This window comes from Frigoribacterium sp. Leaf172, assembly GCF_001424285.1.
Classification (GTDB): domain Bacteria; phylum Actinomycetota; class Actinomycetes; order Actinomycetales; family Microbacteriaceae; genus Frigoribacterium.
Map to the genome: position 1 here is coordinate 1,219,645 of NZ_LMPB01000001.1, position 17,708 is coordinate 1,237,352.

General features: G+C 71.2%; 16 protein-coding genes and 1 tRNA gene. 9 read left to right on the plus strand and 8 right to left on the minus strand.

The annotated features are described in order from the left end of the window. Positions 1–54: 54 nt before the first annotated feature. From ASF89_RS05795 to ASF89_RS05810, 4 genes are read right to left on the minus strand one after another with little or no spacing between them, the layout of a single operon-like run. The gene (locus tag ASF89_RS05795) at positions 55–828 is read right to left on the minus strand and encodes a hypothetical protein (protein ID WP_156463318.1); all 774 of its coding nucleotides are present in this window, start codon (positions 826–828) and stop codon (positions 55–57) included. A 9-nt stretch (positions 829–837) separates the two neighbouring features. Beyond that, on the minus strand, positions 838–1,614 hold the full coding sequence (locus tag ASF89_RS05800) for an ABC transporter ATP-binding protein (RefSeq protein ID WP_055794559.1): 777 nt from the start codon (positions 1,612–1,614) through the stop codon (positions 838–840). A gap of 1 nt (position 1,615) precedes the next feature. Continuing rightward, positions 1,616–2,413 carry an ABC transporter permease gene (locus tag ASF89_RS05805; protein WP_082474963.1) on the minus strand — a complete coding sequence of 266 codons (798 nt, stop codon included), beginning with the start codon at positions 2,411–2,413 and terminating at the stop codon, positions 1,616–1,618. Between the two features lie 46 nt (positions 2,414–2,459). After that, positions 2,460–3,173, minus strand: coding sequence for an NTP transferase domain-containing protein (locus tag ASF89_RS05810; protein ID WP_055794561.1), 714 nt, complete (start codon positions 3,171–3,173; stop codon positions 2,460–2,462). 257 nt (positions 3,174–3,430) lie between these two features. On the opposite strand from ASF89_RS05810, the gene ASF89_RS15940 reads away from it, so the two are divergent. Genes ASF89_RS15940 through ASF89_RS05825 form a run of 3 tightly spaced genes read left to right on the plus strand, consistent with a single transcriptional unit; the run spans position 3,431 to position 6,813 of the window. Beyond that, positions 3,431–4,972: an ABC transporter ATP-binding protein gene (locus ASF89_RS15940; protein WP_235483993.1), complete on the plus strand. Its 1,542-nt coding sequence runs from the start codon at positions 3,431–3,433 to the stop codon at positions 4,970–4,972. Continuing rightward, positions 4,948–6,513 (plus strand): ABC transporter permease, encoded by a 1,566-nt coding sequence (locus ASF89_RS05820; protein ID WP_156463319.1) that lies wholly within the window; start codon positions 4,948–4,950, stop codon positions 6,511–6,513. The genes ASF89_RS15940 and ASF89_RS05820 overlap by 25 nt, the downstream gene beginning before the upstream one ends. A 39-nt stretch (positions 6,514–6,552) precedes the next feature. Then, positions 6,553–6,813 (plus strand): DUF3039 domain-containing protein, encoded by a 261-nt coding sequence (locus tag ASF89_RS05825; protein ID WP_156357251.1) that lies wholly within the window; start codon positions 6,553–6,555, stop codon positions 6,811–6,813. 26 nt (positions 6,814–6,839) lie between these two features. On the opposite strand, the gene ASF89_RS05830 is transcribed toward ASF89_RS05825, so the two are convergent. Continuing rightward, positions 6,840–8,129 (minus strand): nicotinate phosphoribosyltransferase, encoded by a 1,290-nt coding sequence (locus tag ASF89_RS05830; RefSeq protein WP_082489801.1) that lies wholly within the window; start codon positions 8,127–8,129, stop codon positions 6,840–6,842. 58 nt (positions 8,130–8,187) lie between these two features. Here ASF89_RS05830 and murI point away from each other — a divergent pair, with 58 nt between their 5' ends. Genes murI through rdgB form a run of 3 tightly spaced genes read left to right on the plus strand, consistent with a single transcriptional unit; the run spans position 8,188 to position 10,414 of the window. Then, positions 8,188–9,072 carry a glutamate racemase gene (gene murI / locus ASF89_RS05835; RefSeq protein ID WP_055812737.1) on the plus strand — a complete coding sequence of 295 codons (885 nt, stop codon included), beginning with the start codon at positions 8,188–8,190 and terminating at the stop codon, positions 9,070–9,072. Beyond that, the gene (gene rph, locus ASF89_RS05840; protein ID WP_055794572.1) at positions 9,069–9,830 is read left to right on the plus strand and encodes a ribonuclease PH; all 762 of its coding nucleotides are present in this window, start codon (positions 9,069–9,071) and stop codon (positions 9,828–9,830) included. Before murI ends, rph begins: the two co-directional genes overlap by 4 nt. Then, complete coding sequence (gene rdgB, locus ASF89_RS05845; RefSeq protein WP_055794574.1) at positions 9,827–10,414, plus strand: RdgB/HAM1 family non-canonical purine NTP pyrophosphatase; 588 nt, start codon at positions 9,827–9,829, stop codon at positions 10,412–10,414. The genes rph and rdgB overlap by 4 nt, the downstream gene beginning before the upstream one ends. A 22-nt stretch (positions 10,415–10,436) precedes the next feature. Here rdgB and ASF89_RS05850 read toward each other — a convergent pair whose 3' ends face one another. The 3 genes from ASF89_RS05850 to ASF89_RS05860 all read right to left on the minus strand — a co-directional run bounded on the left by ASF89_RS05850 (position 10,437) and on the right by ASF89_RS05860 (position 12,593). Further along, entirely contained in the window at positions 10,437–11,162 is a 726-nt protein-coding gene (locus ASF89_RS05850) for a DedA family protein (RefSeq protein WP_055813187.1), read from the minus strand. Between the two features lie 22 nt (positions 11,163–11,184). Further along, positions 11,185–11,269, minus strand: a tRNA-Leu gene (locus ASF89_RS05855). A 70-nt stretch (positions 11,270–11,339) separates the two neighbouring features. Then, entirely contained in the window at positions 11,340–12,593 is a 1,254-nt protein-coding gene (locus tag ASF89_RS05860; protein ID WP_055812740.1) for an MFS transporter, read from the minus strand. Between the two features lie 74 nt (positions 12,594–12,667). On the opposite strand from ASF89_RS05860, the gene mnmA reads away from it, so the two are divergent. The 3 genes from mnmA (at position 12,668) to ASF89_RS05875 (ending at position 17,610) form a co-directional block, all read left to right on the plus strand. Then, positions 12,668–13,795: a tRNA 2-thiouridine(34) synthase MnmA gene (mnmA, locus tag ASF89_RS05865; protein ID WP_082474966.1), complete on the plus strand. Its 1,128-nt coding sequence runs from the start codon at positions 12,668–12,670 to the stop codon at positions 13,793–13,795. A gap of 7 nt (positions 13,796–13,802) precedes the next feature. After that, positions 13,803–16,112 (plus strand): NAD-dependent DNA ligase LigA, encoded by a 2,310-nt coding sequence (ligA, locus tag ASF89_RS05870; protein ID WP_055812743.1) that lies wholly within the window; start codon positions 13,803–13,805, stop codon positions 16,110–16,112. A gap of 106 nt (positions 16,113–16,218) precedes the next feature. Further along, positions 16,219–17,610 (plus strand): alpha/beta hydrolase, encoded by a 1,392-nt coding sequence (locus ASF89_RS05875; protein WP_055812746.1) that lies wholly within the window; start codon positions 16,219–16,221, stop codon positions 17,608–17,610. Positions 17,611–17,708 lie beyond the last annotated feature (98 nt).

Genomic DNA, 17,708 nt, shown 5'->3' on the forward strand with positions numbered 1-17,708 from the left:
GTACCTCGGCGAGCAGGAGCGTCCTCCGCATCCGCATCCGCCTCGTCTCGGGTGTCAGGCGTCGAGCTCGACGACGAACACGTCGGGCGCCGGCCCGAACGCCGAGCGTGCACTCGTGACGACCTTCCGGCCGAGCAGGTGATTGCCCGTGCCGCCCACCACGGCGCCGATGCCGAAGGGGACCGCCCGTCCGATCACCGTCGCCGTCTGGGTCGCCGCGAATCGGCGGACGAACGACTTCCGGACGGAGTCGGTCAGGCCGCTGATCGCCGCCTTGGGCAGCTTCTGCGTGACCAGCTCACCCCAGAAGGCCGACCGCGCGGGCGCCGTCCCGAGAGCCTCCCCGGCGAACTGCCGGACGAGCGTCGCACCGGGCGCGCCCATCATCATCGCCATCACGAGGGCGCGCGCCCGATCGGGGTCGGTGACCGCGATGCCGTGCACCTCGGTGACCGACTGGGCGAAGAGCGCACTGGCCTCGAGGAATCCGGCGGTCTCGACGCCGGAGAGGGCGAGCGAGACGCCCCAGCCGACGCCGGGCACGACGGCGCTGGCGCCGACCGCCGCGCCCCCGGTCGTGACGGCGGTCAGGTACTCGCGCTCGAGGATGCGGATGAGCTTCTCGGGGGAGGCCTTCTTGTGGCGACGGCGGAGCGCTCGCACGTGGCGGACGACGACCGGCCGCTGGACGGCCAGCAGCTTGTCGAGTCGACGGAGCCACGGCGACTCGGCGAAGACCTCGTCGGAAACGCCGTCGTCATTCCGGACAGCCCGCGAGCCGGGCTCGATGGGGCCGACGGGGTGGGGGGAGTCGTGCTTCGAGGCCATCATCGGACCCTACGCCGCGGGCCGGGGAGGATGATCCGAGTTGTACCGGGACAGCGCCTCGGTGAGCGGCCCGTCGAAGACGAGCGCGCCCTTGTCGAGGTAGAGCCCTCGACTGCAGAACCGTCGGAGGTCCCGTTCGTTGTGCGAGACGAGGAAGAGCGTCCGGCCGTCGGCGAGCATCTCCTCGATCCGGCGGTAGCACTTCTCACGGAACGCCTTGTCTCCGACGGCGAGGACCTCGTCGACGAGGATGACGGGCTCCTCGAGCCGCGAGATGACCGCGAAGGCGATGCGGACCTTCATACCGCTCGACAGATGCTTGTACGGCGTGTCGACGAAGGCGGCTATCTCGGCGAACTCGATGATCTCGTCGAAGCGCGCGTCGATCTCCGCCTTCGTCATGCCGTGCAGCCCGGCGGTCAGATAGACGTTGTCTCTGACGGTGAGGTCGGCCACGAATCCGCCCGTGATCTCGATCAGGGGCGCGACGCCGCCCTCGACCTCGACACTGCCCGTGTCCGGGAGGATGACCTCGGCGACGAGCTTCAGCAGCGTCGACTTCCCCTGTCCGTTGCGGCCGACGACGCCGATGGCCTCGCCGGGACGGACCTCGAACGAGACGTCGCGCAGCGCCCAGAACTCGCCAGGACGGGATCGGCGGCTGCTGTCGGCGAAGAGGTCCTTGAACGAACGCCGCCCTCGTCTGTTCCGACGGAAGCGGATGCCCACGCCGTCGACGCGGATGACGGGCTCGGCCGTCGGAGGATCGGAAGGCTGGACGGTCATCTCAGATCTCCTTCAGGACGGCGCGTTCGCTGGCACGGAAGACGAGGAGGCCGACGCCGAGGATGACCAGGCTCATCCCCGCTCCGACGAGCACCTCGAGCAGATCGAACTGGTCGGGGAAGAACGCCGACCGGTAGAGGCCGAAGATGCCGCTCAGCGGGTTGAACGCCGCGAGCAGATGCAGGCCCTCGGGCAGGTTGTTCGTGCTGTAGATGATGGGCGAGGCGTAGAAGAGGAACCGCAGCGCCAGCTTGGTCGCGCGTTCCAGATCGCGGAAGAACACGACGAGCGGCGCCACGATGAGGCCGACCCCCGTGACCAGGATCGCCTGCATCACGATCGCGAGCGGGAAGTAGACCACCTGCCAGTGGAGCTGGGCCCCGGCGACGATCGCGAACAGGGCGAGCACCGGGAGGCTCAGAAGGAACTCGATGCCCTTCGAGGCCACCAGCCTGTTCACCCAGATCGTCCGCGGGATCTTCGTCGAACGGACCAGCTTGGACTCGCGGATGAAGGCCCGGGTGCTGTCGGACACGGCCCCGTTGAACCACATCCAGGCGAGGAGTCCGCTGAGCAGGAAGACGATGTAGGGCTCTTCGCCCACGTCACGCCGGAAGACGACGGTGAAGACGAAGTAGTAGATCCCGGCCATGACCAGCGGATCGAGGATCGACCAGACGTATCCCAGGGCCGACGTCGAGTACCGCACCCGGAGGTCGCGAGTCGTCAGCAGCCACAACGTCTGCCGATAGCGAGTGAAGGCACTGCGCTGCGGGCGTGCGATCGGGGCTGTGCTCACGGATGTCCTTCGTCGGTCGGGCCGACCGACCTCGGACCGACGTCGGTCAGACGAAGAGGTTCGCGCGCTCCAGGTCTTCGGCGAAGTCGACCTCGACGGCGTAGAGGTCGGAGATGTCTACGGGCTCACAGAGTAGCCCGTTCTGCTCGATCGCCAATTCGATGCCACGCTCGAAGTAGTCCTGGTTGTCGACCTTGTTGAGCTGACGCATGAGGACGGCCTTGTCGGCGCGCGAGACGTAGTTGATGCCGACGGCCTCGCCCAGTCCGCCGACGACCTGCTTCGAGAGCTGTGCGATGAAGCCCTCGGCGTCGGTCGTGTACTTGACCTCCTCGTCGGAGACCTTCGACGTGTTGACCGTGACGAACGACTGGTCGGCGCGGACGAGACGCGCCGCACGGCGCAGGGCCTCGGGGTCGAAGACGACGTCGCCGTTCATCCACAGGACGCCGCCGGAGGCGCTCGCACGCAAGGCGCGGAGCAGGCTCTTCGAGGTGTTGGTCTGGTCGTACTGCTCGTTGTAGACGAACGCGGCGGACGGGAAGGCCTCGACGATGTGCTCGAACTTGTAGCCGACGACGACCGTGATGCGCGCGTCGGGCCCGAATGCCTCGTGGATGTTGTCGAACTGCTGCTGCATGATCGTGCGGCCGTCGTTCAGCTCGGTCAGAGCCTTGGGCAGCGAGCGGCCCAGGCGGCTGCCGAGGCCGGCGGCCAGGATGACGACCTGCTGCGGTGCTGTCGCGTCGGTTCTGCTCACGTGCTGTCTCCTTACGGGGCGAGGCCGGTCGGGCCGGCTCTCTGGGGCCCCGCCGGTGCGACCCGGCCCGCGAAGTCGCGGGTCCGTCTCGTGTTCGAGCGGAGTTCACCGCGGGGTATCGATCTGGACACATCGTTGTGTGTGGGGAGTCTATCGCGGCGGCCCATTCGAGGGTAGGGTCCGAGACTTCTTCGTTTCCCTTTCGTGATGAGCTCCGGGCGGCGGGCCGGGCCGACGCTCGTTGGTACGGTTGAGCGATGGCTGCGACGACCGACGACGAACAGGGTGCCGAGCGCGCCGAGCAGACGGAGGTCGACGGGGGTCGGCCGGACAGCGGGACGGGGACCGACATGCAGGGCGACGAGAGCGGCGACGGAGACGTGTCGGCGACGCAGGACGAGAGCGCGGCGGGGACTCCGACCCCGAAGCCCCGTCCGAGCGCACGGGCGCCGCGGCGTCCGTCGGCGACGCGATCGGCCGCCGACCGTTCGGCCGCCGCGAAGAAGGCCGCGGCGACACGGGCGGCGAACGCCCGGGCCCGAGCAGCCGAGGTCGCTGCAGCCGCCGTCGCCCAGGAGCGAGCCGAGCGCGAGCGGGCCGAGCAGCAGGTCGCCGAGCAGCAGGTCGCCGAGCAGGAGACCGCCGAGCAGCCCGCGGCCGAGACCGAGGCGGACGTCGCGTCCGGCAGCGTTCGCGACGACGACGCGCCTGCGTCGGTAGCCGAGGAGCCGATCGACGCCGCGACGGACGACGACGCTGACATCGAGCCCGCGGTCGTCGCCGACGCGGACGCCGGTCCCTCCGTGGTCGTCGAGGCGGACGCCGACCCCTCTGACGACGCCGACCCCGCCGTCGACGCTGCGGACGCCGACGCGACCGATCCGGCCGCACCCGACTCCGGCGGATCCGCCCTCGACGTCGGGGACCGGTCGGACGACGACCTCCCCGATGACGGCGGCCACGATGCGGAGCCGTCAGCGGACGCGGTCGAGGCCGTCGTCGAGGACCCAACCCGCCCCTCCTCGGATCCGGACCTGCCCCCGGTCGTCCTCGCGATCTCCGGTCTCGTGAAGCGCTACGGAGCCACGACCGCGGTCGACGGGATCGACCTCGAGGTGCGCGCCGGATCCTTCTACGGGATCGTCGGACCGAACGGCGCCGGCAAGACCACGACCCTCTCGATCGTCACGGGTCTGCTGCGTCCCGACGAGGGCAGCGTCAGCGTGCTCGGATCGGACGTCTGGACGGATCCGGCGGCGGCCAAGCGCGCCCTGGGCGTCCTCCCCGACCGCCTGCGGCTGTTCGACCGCCTCACCGGCGCCCAGCTGCTGTACTACTCCGCCACGCTCCGCGGCCTCGACGGGGCGACGGCCCGCAAGCGCACGTCCGATCTGGCCACGGCCTTCGGCCTCCAGGACGCGCTCGGGCGACTCGTCAGCGACTACTCCGTCGGCATGACCAAGAAGATCGCCATCGCCGCGGCCATCATCCACTCGCCTCGGGTGCTCGTGCTCGACGAGCCCTTCGAGTCAGTCGACCCCGTCTCCGCTCAGACCGTGACCGACGTCCTGCAGCGGTATGTCGCCGGCGGGGGGACGGTGCTGCTCTCGAGCCACAGCATGGACCTCGTCGAGCGCATCTGCGACAGCGTCGCCGTGATCGTCGACGGCCACGTGCTGGCGAGCGGCACGGTCGACGAGGTCCGGGCCGGACGCTCGCTCGAGCAGACGTTCGTCGAACTCGCCGGCGGGCGTGCCGTCACGGAGGGCATGGAATGGTTGCAGAGCTTCTCCGACTGAGGCTCCAGACGATCGCCAACACGGTGCGCTTCGGACCGCGTGCTCTGCTGGTCTCGGTCGTCTCGATCCTCGTCGTCCTCCTCTCGTCCTCCGCCCTGTCCGCCCTCGCCGGCGGTCTCCGCGGATCGCCGGTCGACGACGTCCGTGCGCTCGTCGTCGGCGCGGGCTCGCTCGTCGTCCTCGGCTACTTCGTCGTGCCCTTCGCGCGAGTCCGTCCGCCCTGGGCGGATCCGCGTCGTCTCGCACTCGTCGGCGCGCCCGAGTCGTCCGTCGCGACGGGTCTCGCCCTCGGGGCGCTCGTGGGTCTGCCCGTCCTCGCCCTCCTCGTGCTCTCGACCGGCTACGTGCGGGCGTGGGATGAGACCGGGGCTCCGGCGATCGCCGCGGTGGCGGCGGCGCTCCTCGCGGGCGTCACGGCGTTCCTGCTGTCGCTCGTCGCCTCGACCCTGAACACGGTCGTCCTGACCTCCCGCCGGGCGCGGCAGTTCCTCCTCGTCGGGGGCGTGCTCGTCGCCGTGCTGGTCGTGCCGCTGATCGTCGATCTCGTGCGGGCCACCTGGACGGGCTCGTCGCCGACCGGCGTCGTCGCCGACGCTCTCGCCTGGACCCCGTTCGGGGCCGCGCTCGCGATCCCCGGACACCTCTCGGTCGGCGACACGGGCCGCGTCGTCGGCGACGTCGTCATCGCCGTCGCCTCCGTCGCCGGTCTCTGGTGGGCGTGGCGCGCCCTCGTCGCCCGGGCGTTCCGCGACCGGCCGGCACCCGCCGTCGGCGACGACACCAGCGCGCTCGGCTGGTTCGAGTTCGTCCGGGCCACGCCGGCCGGGGCGGTCGCCGCCCGGAGCCTCACCTACTGGATGCGCGACGCGCGGTACCGGATGTCGCTCGTCGTCATCCCGATCCTCCCCCTGCTCGTCGTCCCGCTCGGGATCGCCGGCGTCAGCTGGCATTGGCTGGCTCTCGTACCCGTGCCGCTCATGTGCCTCATCGTCGGGTTCCTGCCGCACAACGACGTCGCGTACGACAGCACGGCATTGTGGCTCCACGTCGCCGCCGACACGAAGGGGTCGGCGGACCGGCTGGGCCGGCTCGCTCCCGCGCTCGTCATCGGCGTCCCCCTGGTCGTGCTGGGCTCGACCCTGGCCGTGTGGGCGTTCGGCGACTGGCGAGCGCTGTGGTCCGAGATCGGGATCGGCTCGGCGCTCCTGCTCAGCGGGCTGGGTCTCTCGAGCATCATGTCGGCGGCCATGCCGTATGCGACCGTCCGACCCCACGACGATCCGTTCCAGCAGCCGCAGTCGCTCGGCTCGTCGTCCGTCATGGCGCAGACCGTCATGATCGGGGGCGCGCTGGTGGCGGCCGTCCCCGCGTCGTACTTCGCCGGACGCGATCTCTTCGGAGGCGACGTCTCCGCGGGTCCGTGGTCACTCGTGACGGGTGTCGCCGTCGGCGCGATCGTCCTCGTCGTGGGCGTCGTCGTCGGCTCCCGGATCTTCACGCGGCGCGCGCCCGAGCTGCTCGCCTTCGCGCTGCGGAGCTGACTCGGCGCGATCGGCTCCGGCCGTCGTACCATGGTCGCCATGAGCAACACGGAAACCGGCGGTGGCCTCGACGTCCTCGATCGCGAGCTCGAGAAGCTCCTCAACGAGGAGAACATCGACCCGGGTGATCACGAGCGCTTCTCGCACTACGTCAAGAAGGACAAGATCATGGAGTCCGCTCTGAGCGGCAAACCGGTCAAGGCGCTCTGCGGCAAGAAGTGGACGCCCGGGCGCGACCCCGAGAAGTTCCCGGTGTGCCCGACCTGCCGCGACATCTACGAGAAGATGAAGTCCGAGTAGACGCCCTGGCGGGTCCCCTCCGCGGGTCAGGCGTAGATCGTCGGGATCACGGGCTCGCCCCGCCCGAGGCGGAACGCGCCGGCGGGCAGTTCGGCCACCGCCGCTCGGCGGTGATCGCGTGCCCGCTCGACGCCGTGGTGCCCCGTGTAGCGTTCGTCGACGACTCCACCCGTGACCAGCGGGACGAGCAGGGCGCGTTCATGGGCAGCCGTCTCATGGTCGCCGACCCGCACGAGCTCGGTGGTCGCCACTCCGCCGTCGAGCACCCGCACGGGCGCCTTGCGTCCCCCGACGCTCGCCTTGTCGGCGGACTTCTTCGCCACCGACAGCCAGGCGCCGTCGTCGCCGCGGCGGGCGACGAGCTTGTAGACCATCCCCGCCGCCGGATGCCCGGAGCCCGAGACCACCGAGGTGCCGACGCCGTAGCTGTCGACCGGGGCGGCGCGCAGAGCCGCGATCGTGTACTCGTCGAGGTCGTTCGTGACCGTGATGCGCGTGCCCGTCGCGCCGAGGGAGTCGAGCTGACGACGGACCTGGCCGACGAGCGAGGGGAGGTCCCCGCTGTCGATGCGCACGGCCCCCAGGTCGGTCCCGGCCACGTCGACCGCGGTCCGGACCGCCGTCTCGATGTCGTAGGTGTCGACCAGCAGGGTCGTGCCGGAGCCGAGGGTGGCGACCTGCGCCCGGAAGGCCTCCTCCTCGCTGTCGTGCAGCAGGGTGAAGGCGTGGGCGGCGGTCCCCATCGTCGGGACGCCCCAGGTGCGGCCCGCCTCGAGGTTGCTCGTGGCGTCGAACCCGGCGATGTAGGCGGCGCGCGCGGCGGCGACGGCGCTGCGCTCGCCGGTGCGGCGGGAGCCCATCTCGGCCAGGGGCCGCCCGTCGGCGGCGGAGACCATGCGCGCAGCCGCGCCGGCCACGGCCGAGTCGTAGTTGAAGATGCTGAGAGCGAGGGTCTCGAGCAGCACGCCCTCGGCGAAGGTCGACTCGACGACGAGGAGCGGTGATCCGGGCAGGTACACCTCGCCCTCCGCGTACCCGTGCACGTCGCCCGAGAACCGGTAGTCGGCGAGCCAGTCGATGGTGGGGGAGTCGACGATGCGCTCGTCGCGCAGCCAGGAGAGCTCGGCGTCACCGAAGCGGAACCTCGTCAGCTCGTCGAGGAACCTCCCCGTGCCCGCGACGACGCCGTAGCGGCGGCCCTCGGGCAGGCGGCGGGCGAACACCTCGAAGACGCTGTCGCGGTGCGCCGTGCCGGCGCGGAGCGCGGCCTCGACCATCGTCAGCTCGTAGCGGTCGGTCAACAGCGCACTGGTCACCCCGCCACCCTAGGCCGTGAGGGCCCGGTGGGCCGAGCGCCGGGTAAGCTGGGCGACCGTGACGGACGCACCCATCGGAGTCTTCGACAGCGGGGTCGGCGGCCTCACCGTGTCGCGGGCCATCATCGATCAGCTGCCTCGCGAGTCGATCCTCTACGTCGGCGACACCGTCCACTCGCCCTACGGCCCCAAGCCCATCGCGACGGTGCGCGAGTACGCGCTCGCCGTCATGGACGACCTCGTCGCGCAGGGCGTCAAGCTGCTGGTCATCGCCTGCAACACCGCCTCCGCGGCCGTGCTCCGCGACGCGAGGGAGCGCTACACGATCGGTCGGGGCATCCCGGTCGTCGAGGTCATCCAGCCGGCGGTCCGCTCGGCGGTCAAGCAGACCCGGGCGAAGCGGATCGGCGTGATCGGCACCGAGGGCACGATCAACTCCCGGGCCTACGAAGACGCCTTCGCGGCGGCCGCCGACCTCGAGCTCGTCACCCGCGCGTGCCCGAGGTTCGTCGAGTTCGTCGAGGCCGGCGACACGTCGAGCGCCGAGCTCCGCGCCGTCGCCGAGGAGTACCTGGCACCGCTCCGTGAGGCCGAGGTCGACACGCTCGTGCTCGGCTGCACCCACTACCCCCTCATGTCGGCCGCCATCCAGTACGTCATGGGACCGGACGTCCGCCTCGTCTCGAGCGCCGACGAGACGGCCGCCGACGTGTACCGCACCCTCGTCGACCACGGTCTCGAGGCGCCGGGCGACAACACCCCCCGCTACGAGTTCGAGGCGACCGGCGACGACAAGCCGGCCTTCCTCCGTCTCGCGAAGCGGTTCCTCGGGCCCGAGATCTCCCGCGTCGGTCACCTCGAGACGGGTGCGATCGACCTTCCCGCACGACCCACACGAACGACCGAGCACGGGCCGACGACCGGCCCCAGGAGAACAGCATGAGCGAGACCAGCGGAACGACCGGCACCAGCGCGACCGTCCGAGCCGACGGGCGGCGCGTCGACGACCTGCGCGCCGTCACGATCGAGAAGGGCTGGAGCTCTCAGGCCGAGGGCAGCGCCCTCGTCTCGTTCGGGGACACCAAGGTGCTCTGCACGGCGTCGTTCACGAACGGCGTGCCGCGGTGGCTGGCGGGCAAGGGCAAGGGCTGGGTCACGGCCGAGTACTCGATGCTGCCGCGCGCCACGAACTCCCGCAACGATCGCGAGAGCGTCAAGGGCAGGATCGGCGGTCGCACGCACGAGATCTCGCGTCTCATCGGCCGGAGCCTCCGGGCCGTCGTCGACACCAAGGCCCTCGGCGAGAACACGATCGTGCTCGACTGCGACGTGCTGCAGGCCGACGGCGGAACCCGCACGGCAGCCATCACCGGGGCCTACGTCGCCCTCGCGCAGGCGATCGAGTGGGGCCGCGAGCGGAAGTTCATCTCGCAGAAGGCCGTCCCCCTCATCGACAGCGTCTCGGCGGTCTCGGTCGGGATCATCGACGGCGAGCCGATGCTCGACCTGGCCTACGTCGAGGACGTCCGCGCCGAGACCGACATGAACGTCGTCGTGACCGGCCGCGGCCTCTTCGTCGAGGTGCAGGGCACCGCCGAGGGCGCGCCCTTCGACCGCCGTGAGCTCGGCGAGCTGCTCGACCTCGCCGTGGCGGGTGCGGCCGACCTCACGCGCAAGCAGCTCGAGGTGCTCGGCTCGTGACCCGGGTCGTCATCGCGACGCACAACCCCGGCAAGGTCGCCGAGCTGCGTCGGCTGCTGGCCGACGTCGTGCCCGGTGTCGAGTTCGTCGCCTACGACGGACCCGAGCCCGTCGAGGACGGCTCGACCTTCGAGGCGAACGCGCTGATCAAGGCGCGGGCCGCCGCCGAGCACACGGGCCTGCCCGCCCTCGCCGACGACAGCGGCATCTCGGCCACGGCCCTCGGCGGCGCGCCCGGGATCCACTCGGCGCGCTACGCGGGCACCCGCGACGCCGACGACAACATCGACAAGCTCCTGGCCGCTGTCGCCGGGGCCGACGACCGGTCGGCGTGGTTCTCGTGCGCGGCGGCTCTCGTCGTCCCCGGCGAGCCTCGCCGCGAGCACGTCGAGTACGGCGAGTGGCGGGGGACCCTGCTGGAGGCGCGGGTCGGCTCCGGCGGACACGGCTACGATCCGGTCTTCCGGCCCGAGGGCGAGAGCCGCAGCGCCGCCGAGCTCACGACCGAGGAGAAGAACGCGGTCAGCCATCGCTCTCGGGCCTTCCGGGCGATCGCGCCCCTCGTGGCGGCACTGGCCGACTGAGCCGACCCGCGCCTCCTCGTGGTCAGGCTCCGGGGGATCGGCCCGGGAGATCGGACGCCGCCGGCGGGTCGGCCGGTTCGGACTCGCCCTCGGCCTCGGCCTTCTTCGCCTGATGCACGCCGTGGAAGTAGTGCCCGGCGATCGGGATCACCGTGGCCAGCACGGCGCCGAGCAGGATCAGGTCGATGTACGAGCTGACGAAATCGGCGACCGGGGGGATGTGCCCGATTCCGAATCCGAGCAGGGTGATCCCCATGCCCCAGACCACGGCGCCGATCGCGTTGAAGAGCGAGTAGCGGCGATAGCTCATGTGCGCGACCCCGGCCATGATCGGGGCGAACGTGCGGACGATCGGCACGAAGCGGGCGATGATGACCGCCGTCGGGCCGAACCGCTCGAAGAAGGCGTTGGTGCGGTTCACGTTCGCGACGCTGAACAGTCCGCTCTCCCGGCGTTCGAAGATGCGGGGTCCGACCTTGTGGCCGATCAGGTACCCGAGCTCGCCCCCGGCGAAGGCGGCGATGCTGATGAGGATCGCGATGAGCCAGATGGGCATGCCGAGGGCGTCCGGGTTCGTCGCCGCCAGGATGCCCGTGATGATCAGGAGGGTGTCGCCGGGGAACAGGAACCCGATGAGCAGCCCGGTCTCGGCGAAGACGAGCACGCAGACCCCGAGCACGGCCCAGGGGCCGAACGCCGACAGGAGGTACTCGGGGTCGAGCCAGGGGATGACGGCGAGGGGCAGCATCGGGTTGTTCTCCGGTCTCGGGTGGTGCGGGAGAAGGGACTTGAACCCTCACGCTCGAAAGCACAGGAACCTAAATCCTGCGTGTCTGCCAATTCCACCACTCCCGCGGCAGGGTCAGTGTAGCGATCCGAGCCCCGGGTCGACGTCGGCTCGACGGCGTCGGCGGCCGGGGAGGCGCTACCGCTTCGAGCGGGGCGTGTGCGGCGAGTAGCGGGGAACGTACCGGAGGAGGATGCCGGCTCCGACGAGACCGAGCAGACCCATGACGCCGCTCGCCACCGAGACGGAGACGAGGGCCGTCACGGCCGAGATGAGGAGGGGCGCCCCCGCGCTGCCCGCATCGCCGGTGAAGCGCCAGGCCCCCAGGAACGGAGCCGGGTCCTTCGGGTCGGCGAGATCGGCGCCGAGGGTCATGAGGATGCCGCTCCCGATGCCGTTGGCGAGCGACATGGCCACCGCGACGGCGATGAACCATCCGACGCGGTCATCGAGATCGTGGGTGAGCGAGAGGGCGAGATACGACAGTCCGAGACCGACCATGCACGGGACGGCGCTCCAGAGTCGACCGTACCGATCCATGATCTGCCCGCTCGTGTAGAAGAGGGCGAAGTCGACGGCCCCGGCGATGCCGATGATGATCGCGGTCTCGGACGCCCCGAGGCCGATGCTGACGGCCCAGAGCGGCAGCATCACCTGGCGGCCCGAGCGCATCGCCCCGATCAGGGCCGCGCCGCTGCCGAGCTTGACGAGGACGCCGCGATGGCGCCGGAGCGTGGCGAAGAGCCCCTGACGTTCGAGGGCGACGAGGTCGGGCTCGGCCGTGGTGCGACGCGCGGCCGGCGTCGGACCGAACGACGCCGACGGGTCGCGGAGGACGAGGAGCGAGACCGCCGCGCCGAGGCAGCCGACGATGTGCACGACGAAGGCGGACTGCACGCTGCCGGTGAGCTCGATGACGCCCGCCGAGAGGAACGGCCCGACGAAGTACCCGAGTCGGAAGACGCCGCCGAGGCTCGACAGGGCCCTCGCCCGGACGGCGATCGGCACGAAGCTCGTCATGAACGCGTGACGAGCCAGCGCGAAGACGGCCGTCGCCAGACCGATCACGAGCACGCCCACCGCCAGCACGACCTCGTTGGGGGCGAGGAGGCAGGTCACGAGACCGCCGATGCTCACGAGCGAGGCACCGATCATGCTGCTGCGCTCGCCGACCCGCGACACGAGCCAGCCGCTCGGGATGTCTCCGACGAGCTCGCCGACGAGGATGAGCGCTGCCACGAACGCGGCGAACGGGAGCGAGGCTCCGAGGCCGCTCGCCACCACGGGGATGATCGGGATGATCGCCCCCTCGCCGATGGCGAAGAGGGCGGCGGGCAGGAACGCCGCGAGAGCGACCGACCGCATGCTGAAGTCGGGGGATGAGTCGGTCATGTCGTCGGTCAGACTATGCCCGGGTCGCCCCGCGGGGCCCTGCCGCGGCGACGATGGCTGCGTACACTTGCCGGATGAAGGTTCTGGCAGCGATGAGCGGCGGCGTCGACTCGGCGGTCGCCGCGGCGAGGGCGGTCGAGGCCGGCCATGACGTGGTCGGGGTCCACCTGGCCCTCAGCCGGATGCCCGGCACCCTCCGCACCGGCAGCCGCGGCTGCTGCACCATCGAAGACAGCATGGATGCGCAGCGGGCGGCCGACAAGATCGGCATCCCGTACTACGTCTGGGACTTCAGCGAGCGGTTCAAGCTCGACGTCGTCGACGACTTCGTCGCGGAGTACACGGCCGGTCGGACGCCGAACCCGTGCATGCGCTGCAATGAGCGCATCAAGTTCGCGGCCCTCCTCGAGAAGGCGCTCGCCCTCGGGTTCGACGCGGTGTGCACGGGGCATTACGCGACGATCCTCACGGACGACCAGGGCAACCGCGAGCTGCACCGCGCCTCCGCCTGGGCGAAGGACCAGTCCTACGTGCTGGGCGTCCTGACCACGGAGCAGCTCGCGCACTCGATGTTCCCGCTGGGAGCGACCCCGTCGAAGGCCGAGGTGCGGGCCGAAGCGGCCGAGCGCGGCTTCAGCGTCGCCACGAAGCCCGACAGCCACGACATCTGCTTCATCCCCGACGGCGACACCCGGGGCTGGCTGGCCGAGCGGGTCGGCGCCGAGACCGGCGAGATCCTCGACCGCAGCGGGTCCGTCATCGGCAGCCACGAGGGTGCTCACGCCTTCACGGTCGGTCAGCGCAAGGGCCTGAACATCGGGTTCCCGGCCGACGACGGCAAGCCCCGCTTCGTGCTCGAGGTGCGCCCCGTCGACAACACGGTCGTCGTCGGGCCGAAGGAGGCCCTCGACATCGCCGAGATCGCCGGACGATCCTTCACCTGGGCCGGACTGCCCCCGGCCGACCCGACGACCGAGTTCGAGTGCGACGTCCAGATCCGGGCCCACGCCGACCCGGTGCCCGCGGTGGCGCGCGTGTCGGAGGGTGCGGGTAAGACTGAACTCGTGATCACACCTCGCGAACCCCTCAACGGCGTGGCCCCCGGGCAGACCGCCGTCGTCTACGTCGGAACCCGCGTGCTCGGCCAGTGCACGATCGACCGCACGGTCAGCGCCGTCCCGGTCCCGACCGCCCTCGCCTGAGCCCGTCATGAGCGACACCGAGGTCCCCGCCGACCTGTCCTCCGCGCGCGACGAGGCCGAGCGGCTCACCGCCGTCATCCTCGATCTGCGAGACCAGTACTACGAGGGCAACGCGTCCACCGCCTCCGACGCCGAGTACGACGGGCTGGTGCGCCGACTCGACGCCATCGAGCGCGCCCATCCCGAGCTGCAGAAGGACGACAGCCCGACGCAGACGGTCGGCGGCCGCGCCGAGACCACGCAGTTCGCGCCCGTCGAGCACGCCGAGCGCATGCTGAGCCTGGACAACGTCTTCAGCGACGACGAGCTCGCCGAGTGGGCCGGCAAGGTGCAGCGTGACGCCGGCGGCGAGCGGGTGCGGTTCCTCACCGAGTTGAAGATCGACGGCCTCGCCATCAACCTGCGCTACGAGAACGGGCTGCTCGTCACGGCGGCCACCCGCGGCGACGGGGTCGTCGGAGAGGACGTCACGGGCAACGTGCTCGCCATGGGCTCGATCCCCGAACGGCTCTCGGGCACGGGGCATCCGCCTCTCGTCGAGGTGCGCGGCGAGATCTTCTTCCCCGTCAGTGGATTCGACGAGCTCAACGCCCGGCAGCGCGAGGCCGGTGAACGGGTCTTCGCGAACCCCCGCAACGCCGCCGCCGGATCGCTGCGTCAGAAGGAGGAGGGCAAGAGCCCCGAGAAGCGCGAGCTGATGCACGCGCGCCTTCGTCGCCTGCGGATGCTGGTGCACGGCATCGGCGCGTGGCCGGTCGGCGATCTGGAACGCGCCACCGAGGTGCGTTCGCAGTCGGAGGTCTATGACCTGCTCGGCGGCTGGGGTCTGCCCATCTCGACCCACCACCGGGTCTTCGACACGGTCGCCGAGGTCCAGGCGTTCATCCACGACTACGGCGTCCGCCGCGCCTCCGTCGAGCATCAGATCGACGGCATCGTCGTGAAGGTCGACGACCTGGCTCTGCACGAGGAGCTCGGGTCGACCAGTCGCGCTCCCCGGTGGGCGACCGCGTTCAAGTACCCGCCCGAGGAGGTCAACACGACCCTCCTCGACATCGTCGTCAGCGTCGGCCGCACGGGGCGCGCCACGCCGTTCGCCGTCATGGAGAAGGTCGAGGTGGCCGGCAGCGAGGTGCGCCAGGCGACCCTGCACAACCAGCAGGTGGTCAAGGCGAAGGGCGTCCTGATCGGCGACACCGTCGTGCTGCGCAAGGCGGGCGACGTCATCCCCGAGGTGCTCGGACCGGTCGCCGAGCTGCGCGACGGCACCGAGCGCGAATTCGTCATGCCGGCCGAGTGCCCCGAGTGCGGCACGCCCCTCCGGCCCGCCAAAGAGGGCGACATCGACCTCCGCTGCCCGAACGCCGAGAGCTGCCCCGCGCAGGTCAGGGGCCGCGTCGAGCACATCGCGTCGCGCGGCTCGCTCGACGTCGAGGGTCTCGGCGAGGTCGCCGCGGCGGCCCTGACCCAGCCGGCGGAGCCGGCGACACCGCCCCTGCGCACCGAGGCCGGTCTCTTCGATCTGACCATCGCCGACATCTTCCCGGTGCGCGTCGTCGTGCGCGATTCCGAGACGGGCATGCAGCGCCTCGAGGCCGATGGCGCCCCCAAGCTCGTCACGCCGTTCCGCCGTCGGCGCGCCAAGCGCGACGGCCCGTTCGATCCCGAAGCGTCGGAGTTCTCCGGCGACGCGGACCACGTCCCGTCCAAGAGCGCGCTCGAGATGCTCGCCAACCTCGAGAAGGCCAAGACGAGTCCGCTCTGGCGGATCCTCGTGGGTCTCAGCATCCGCCACGTCGGTCCGGTCGCCGCCCGAGCTCTGGCGAATCACTTCGGATCGCTCGAGGCGATCCGAGCGGCTGATCGCGATGCGCTCGCCGCCGTCGACGGGGTCGGCGGGATCATCGCGGACGCCCTCAGCGACTGGTTCGCCGTCGACTGGCATGTCGAGATCATCGATCGCTGGGCTGCCGCCGGGGTGCAGCTCACCACTCCGGGTCACCCGGGACCGGGGGCGGCCGAGGCCGCCGGGGGAGTGCTGGCCGGGCTGACCGTGGTCGCGACCGGCAGCCTCGAGGGATTCAGCCGCGAAGGGGCGCAGGAGGCGATCCTCGCGGCGGGCGGCAAGGCCGGGAACAGCGTGAGCAAGAAGACGGACTTCGTCGCGGCGGGCCCGGGTGCCGGGTCCAAGCTGGCGAAGGCGGAGGCCCTCGGTGTGCGGATCATCGATGCGGCGCAATTTCAAGTCCTCATTAAGGAGGGCCCAGCGGCCCTCCCGGTACCCGAAACGGGGGACGAAGCGCCAGAAGATCGCTAGACCGTCTGGTGACGCGTCACCGGTCGCCCCTACGATATGAGCACGCATCGTCTTCGGACTGTAGGGAGTCCGGGGTACAGATGCGCCTCGAGGGGGAAGACCCGACGTGCTGTTCCTCGCTGCAGCGATCCTGAGTGCCTCGATCCACGTCTTCGGCGTGGTCGAGGCCCCACCCGCGACCTCCGCGACCGTCGTCTCCGCCACGGACTCGGGCCCGGCGTCGACGAGCGCGCTCGTCCTCGAGCGGGCCTGCGTCGTCGACGAGGCCGACGAGCTCGACGGGGCGCGGTGCCTCGGCGAGCTGACCCGCGCCTCCTCGGCGTCGCTCGACGTCCTGCGCCAGACGCTCGACCCCGCGGGCGACGACATCGGGACCACGAGCTCGGCGCTGACCGCCGACGTCGCCCCCGCGACCGTGCTGGCCTGGTGGGAGTCGCTCGACCGGGTCCATCAGGATCGGCTGACGACCGCGCTCCCCGGGCTCGTCGGGAATCTCGAGGGCGTTCCGTACGCTGCGCGCGACACGGCCAACCGCTCGTTCCTCTCCGATGCGGTCGCAGCGCTCGACATCCGTCTCGCGGGAGGTTCGACGAGCCCCGACGACCTCGCCCGGGCGGCGATGCTCGACGAGGTGGGTGCCGCGCTCGCCGACCGGACCAGCGGCACGGCCGACCGGCATCTCGTGGCGCTGGACACGGTCATGCCGGGTCGCGCCGCCGTCGTGGTCGGTGACCTCGACACGGCCGACGACGTCAGCGTCCTCGTCCCCGGCATGCTCTTCACGGTGAGCGGCCAGATCGTCGACTGGTCGGAGACGGCCGGCGACCTCTACGACGAGCAGGCGGCCTGGGCCACCCTGCTGGCCGGACGGTCGGCGGACGCCCCGCAGACCACCGCTGTGGTGGCGTGGATGGGCTACCGCACGCCCGATCTCACGAACGTCTATTCGCTCGACCTCGCCCGGGTGGGCGCCGCGCACCTCGCCGACGCGATCGCCGGACTCGACGCGGTGCGAGCGGCCGACCCGGCGCGGGTCACGGTCGTCGCTCACTCGTACGGGTCGACGGCCGCGACGATGGCGTTGTCGTCCGGTCGCGTCACCGTCGACTCGCTCGTCCTCCTCGGCTCGCCCGGCAGCGTCGTCGAGACCGCGACGCAGCTGGCCGTCGTCGGCAGCGACGTCTACGCCGCCGCGGGGAGCTTCGACCCCGTCGCGGGCAGCGGCGCCTTCGGGGCCGATCCGGGGTCCGCGGCCTTCGGCGCGGTGCTGATGCACACGGGCGGCGGCCCGGACGGTCTGACCGGTCAGGCGCTCTCGGCCGCCCTCGGGCACAACGACTACCTGCGCCCCGGGACCGAGTCGCTGCGGAGCATCGCCCTGATCGGGCTCGGTCACGGCGAGCTCGTCGACGTCGACGAGCGGACCCCCGGCACCGGCGGCCCCGAACTGCCCGACATCGCGCTGGTTCGCCCTCAGGACCTCTACGCCCGCGACTGACGCGACCCCGGGGAGGCGCGGGTCGGCCGTCCGCGCCGCCCCGTAGAATCGTCGGCGACCCCCAAGCGCTGTACCCCACACGAATCTGTGACGGAGCA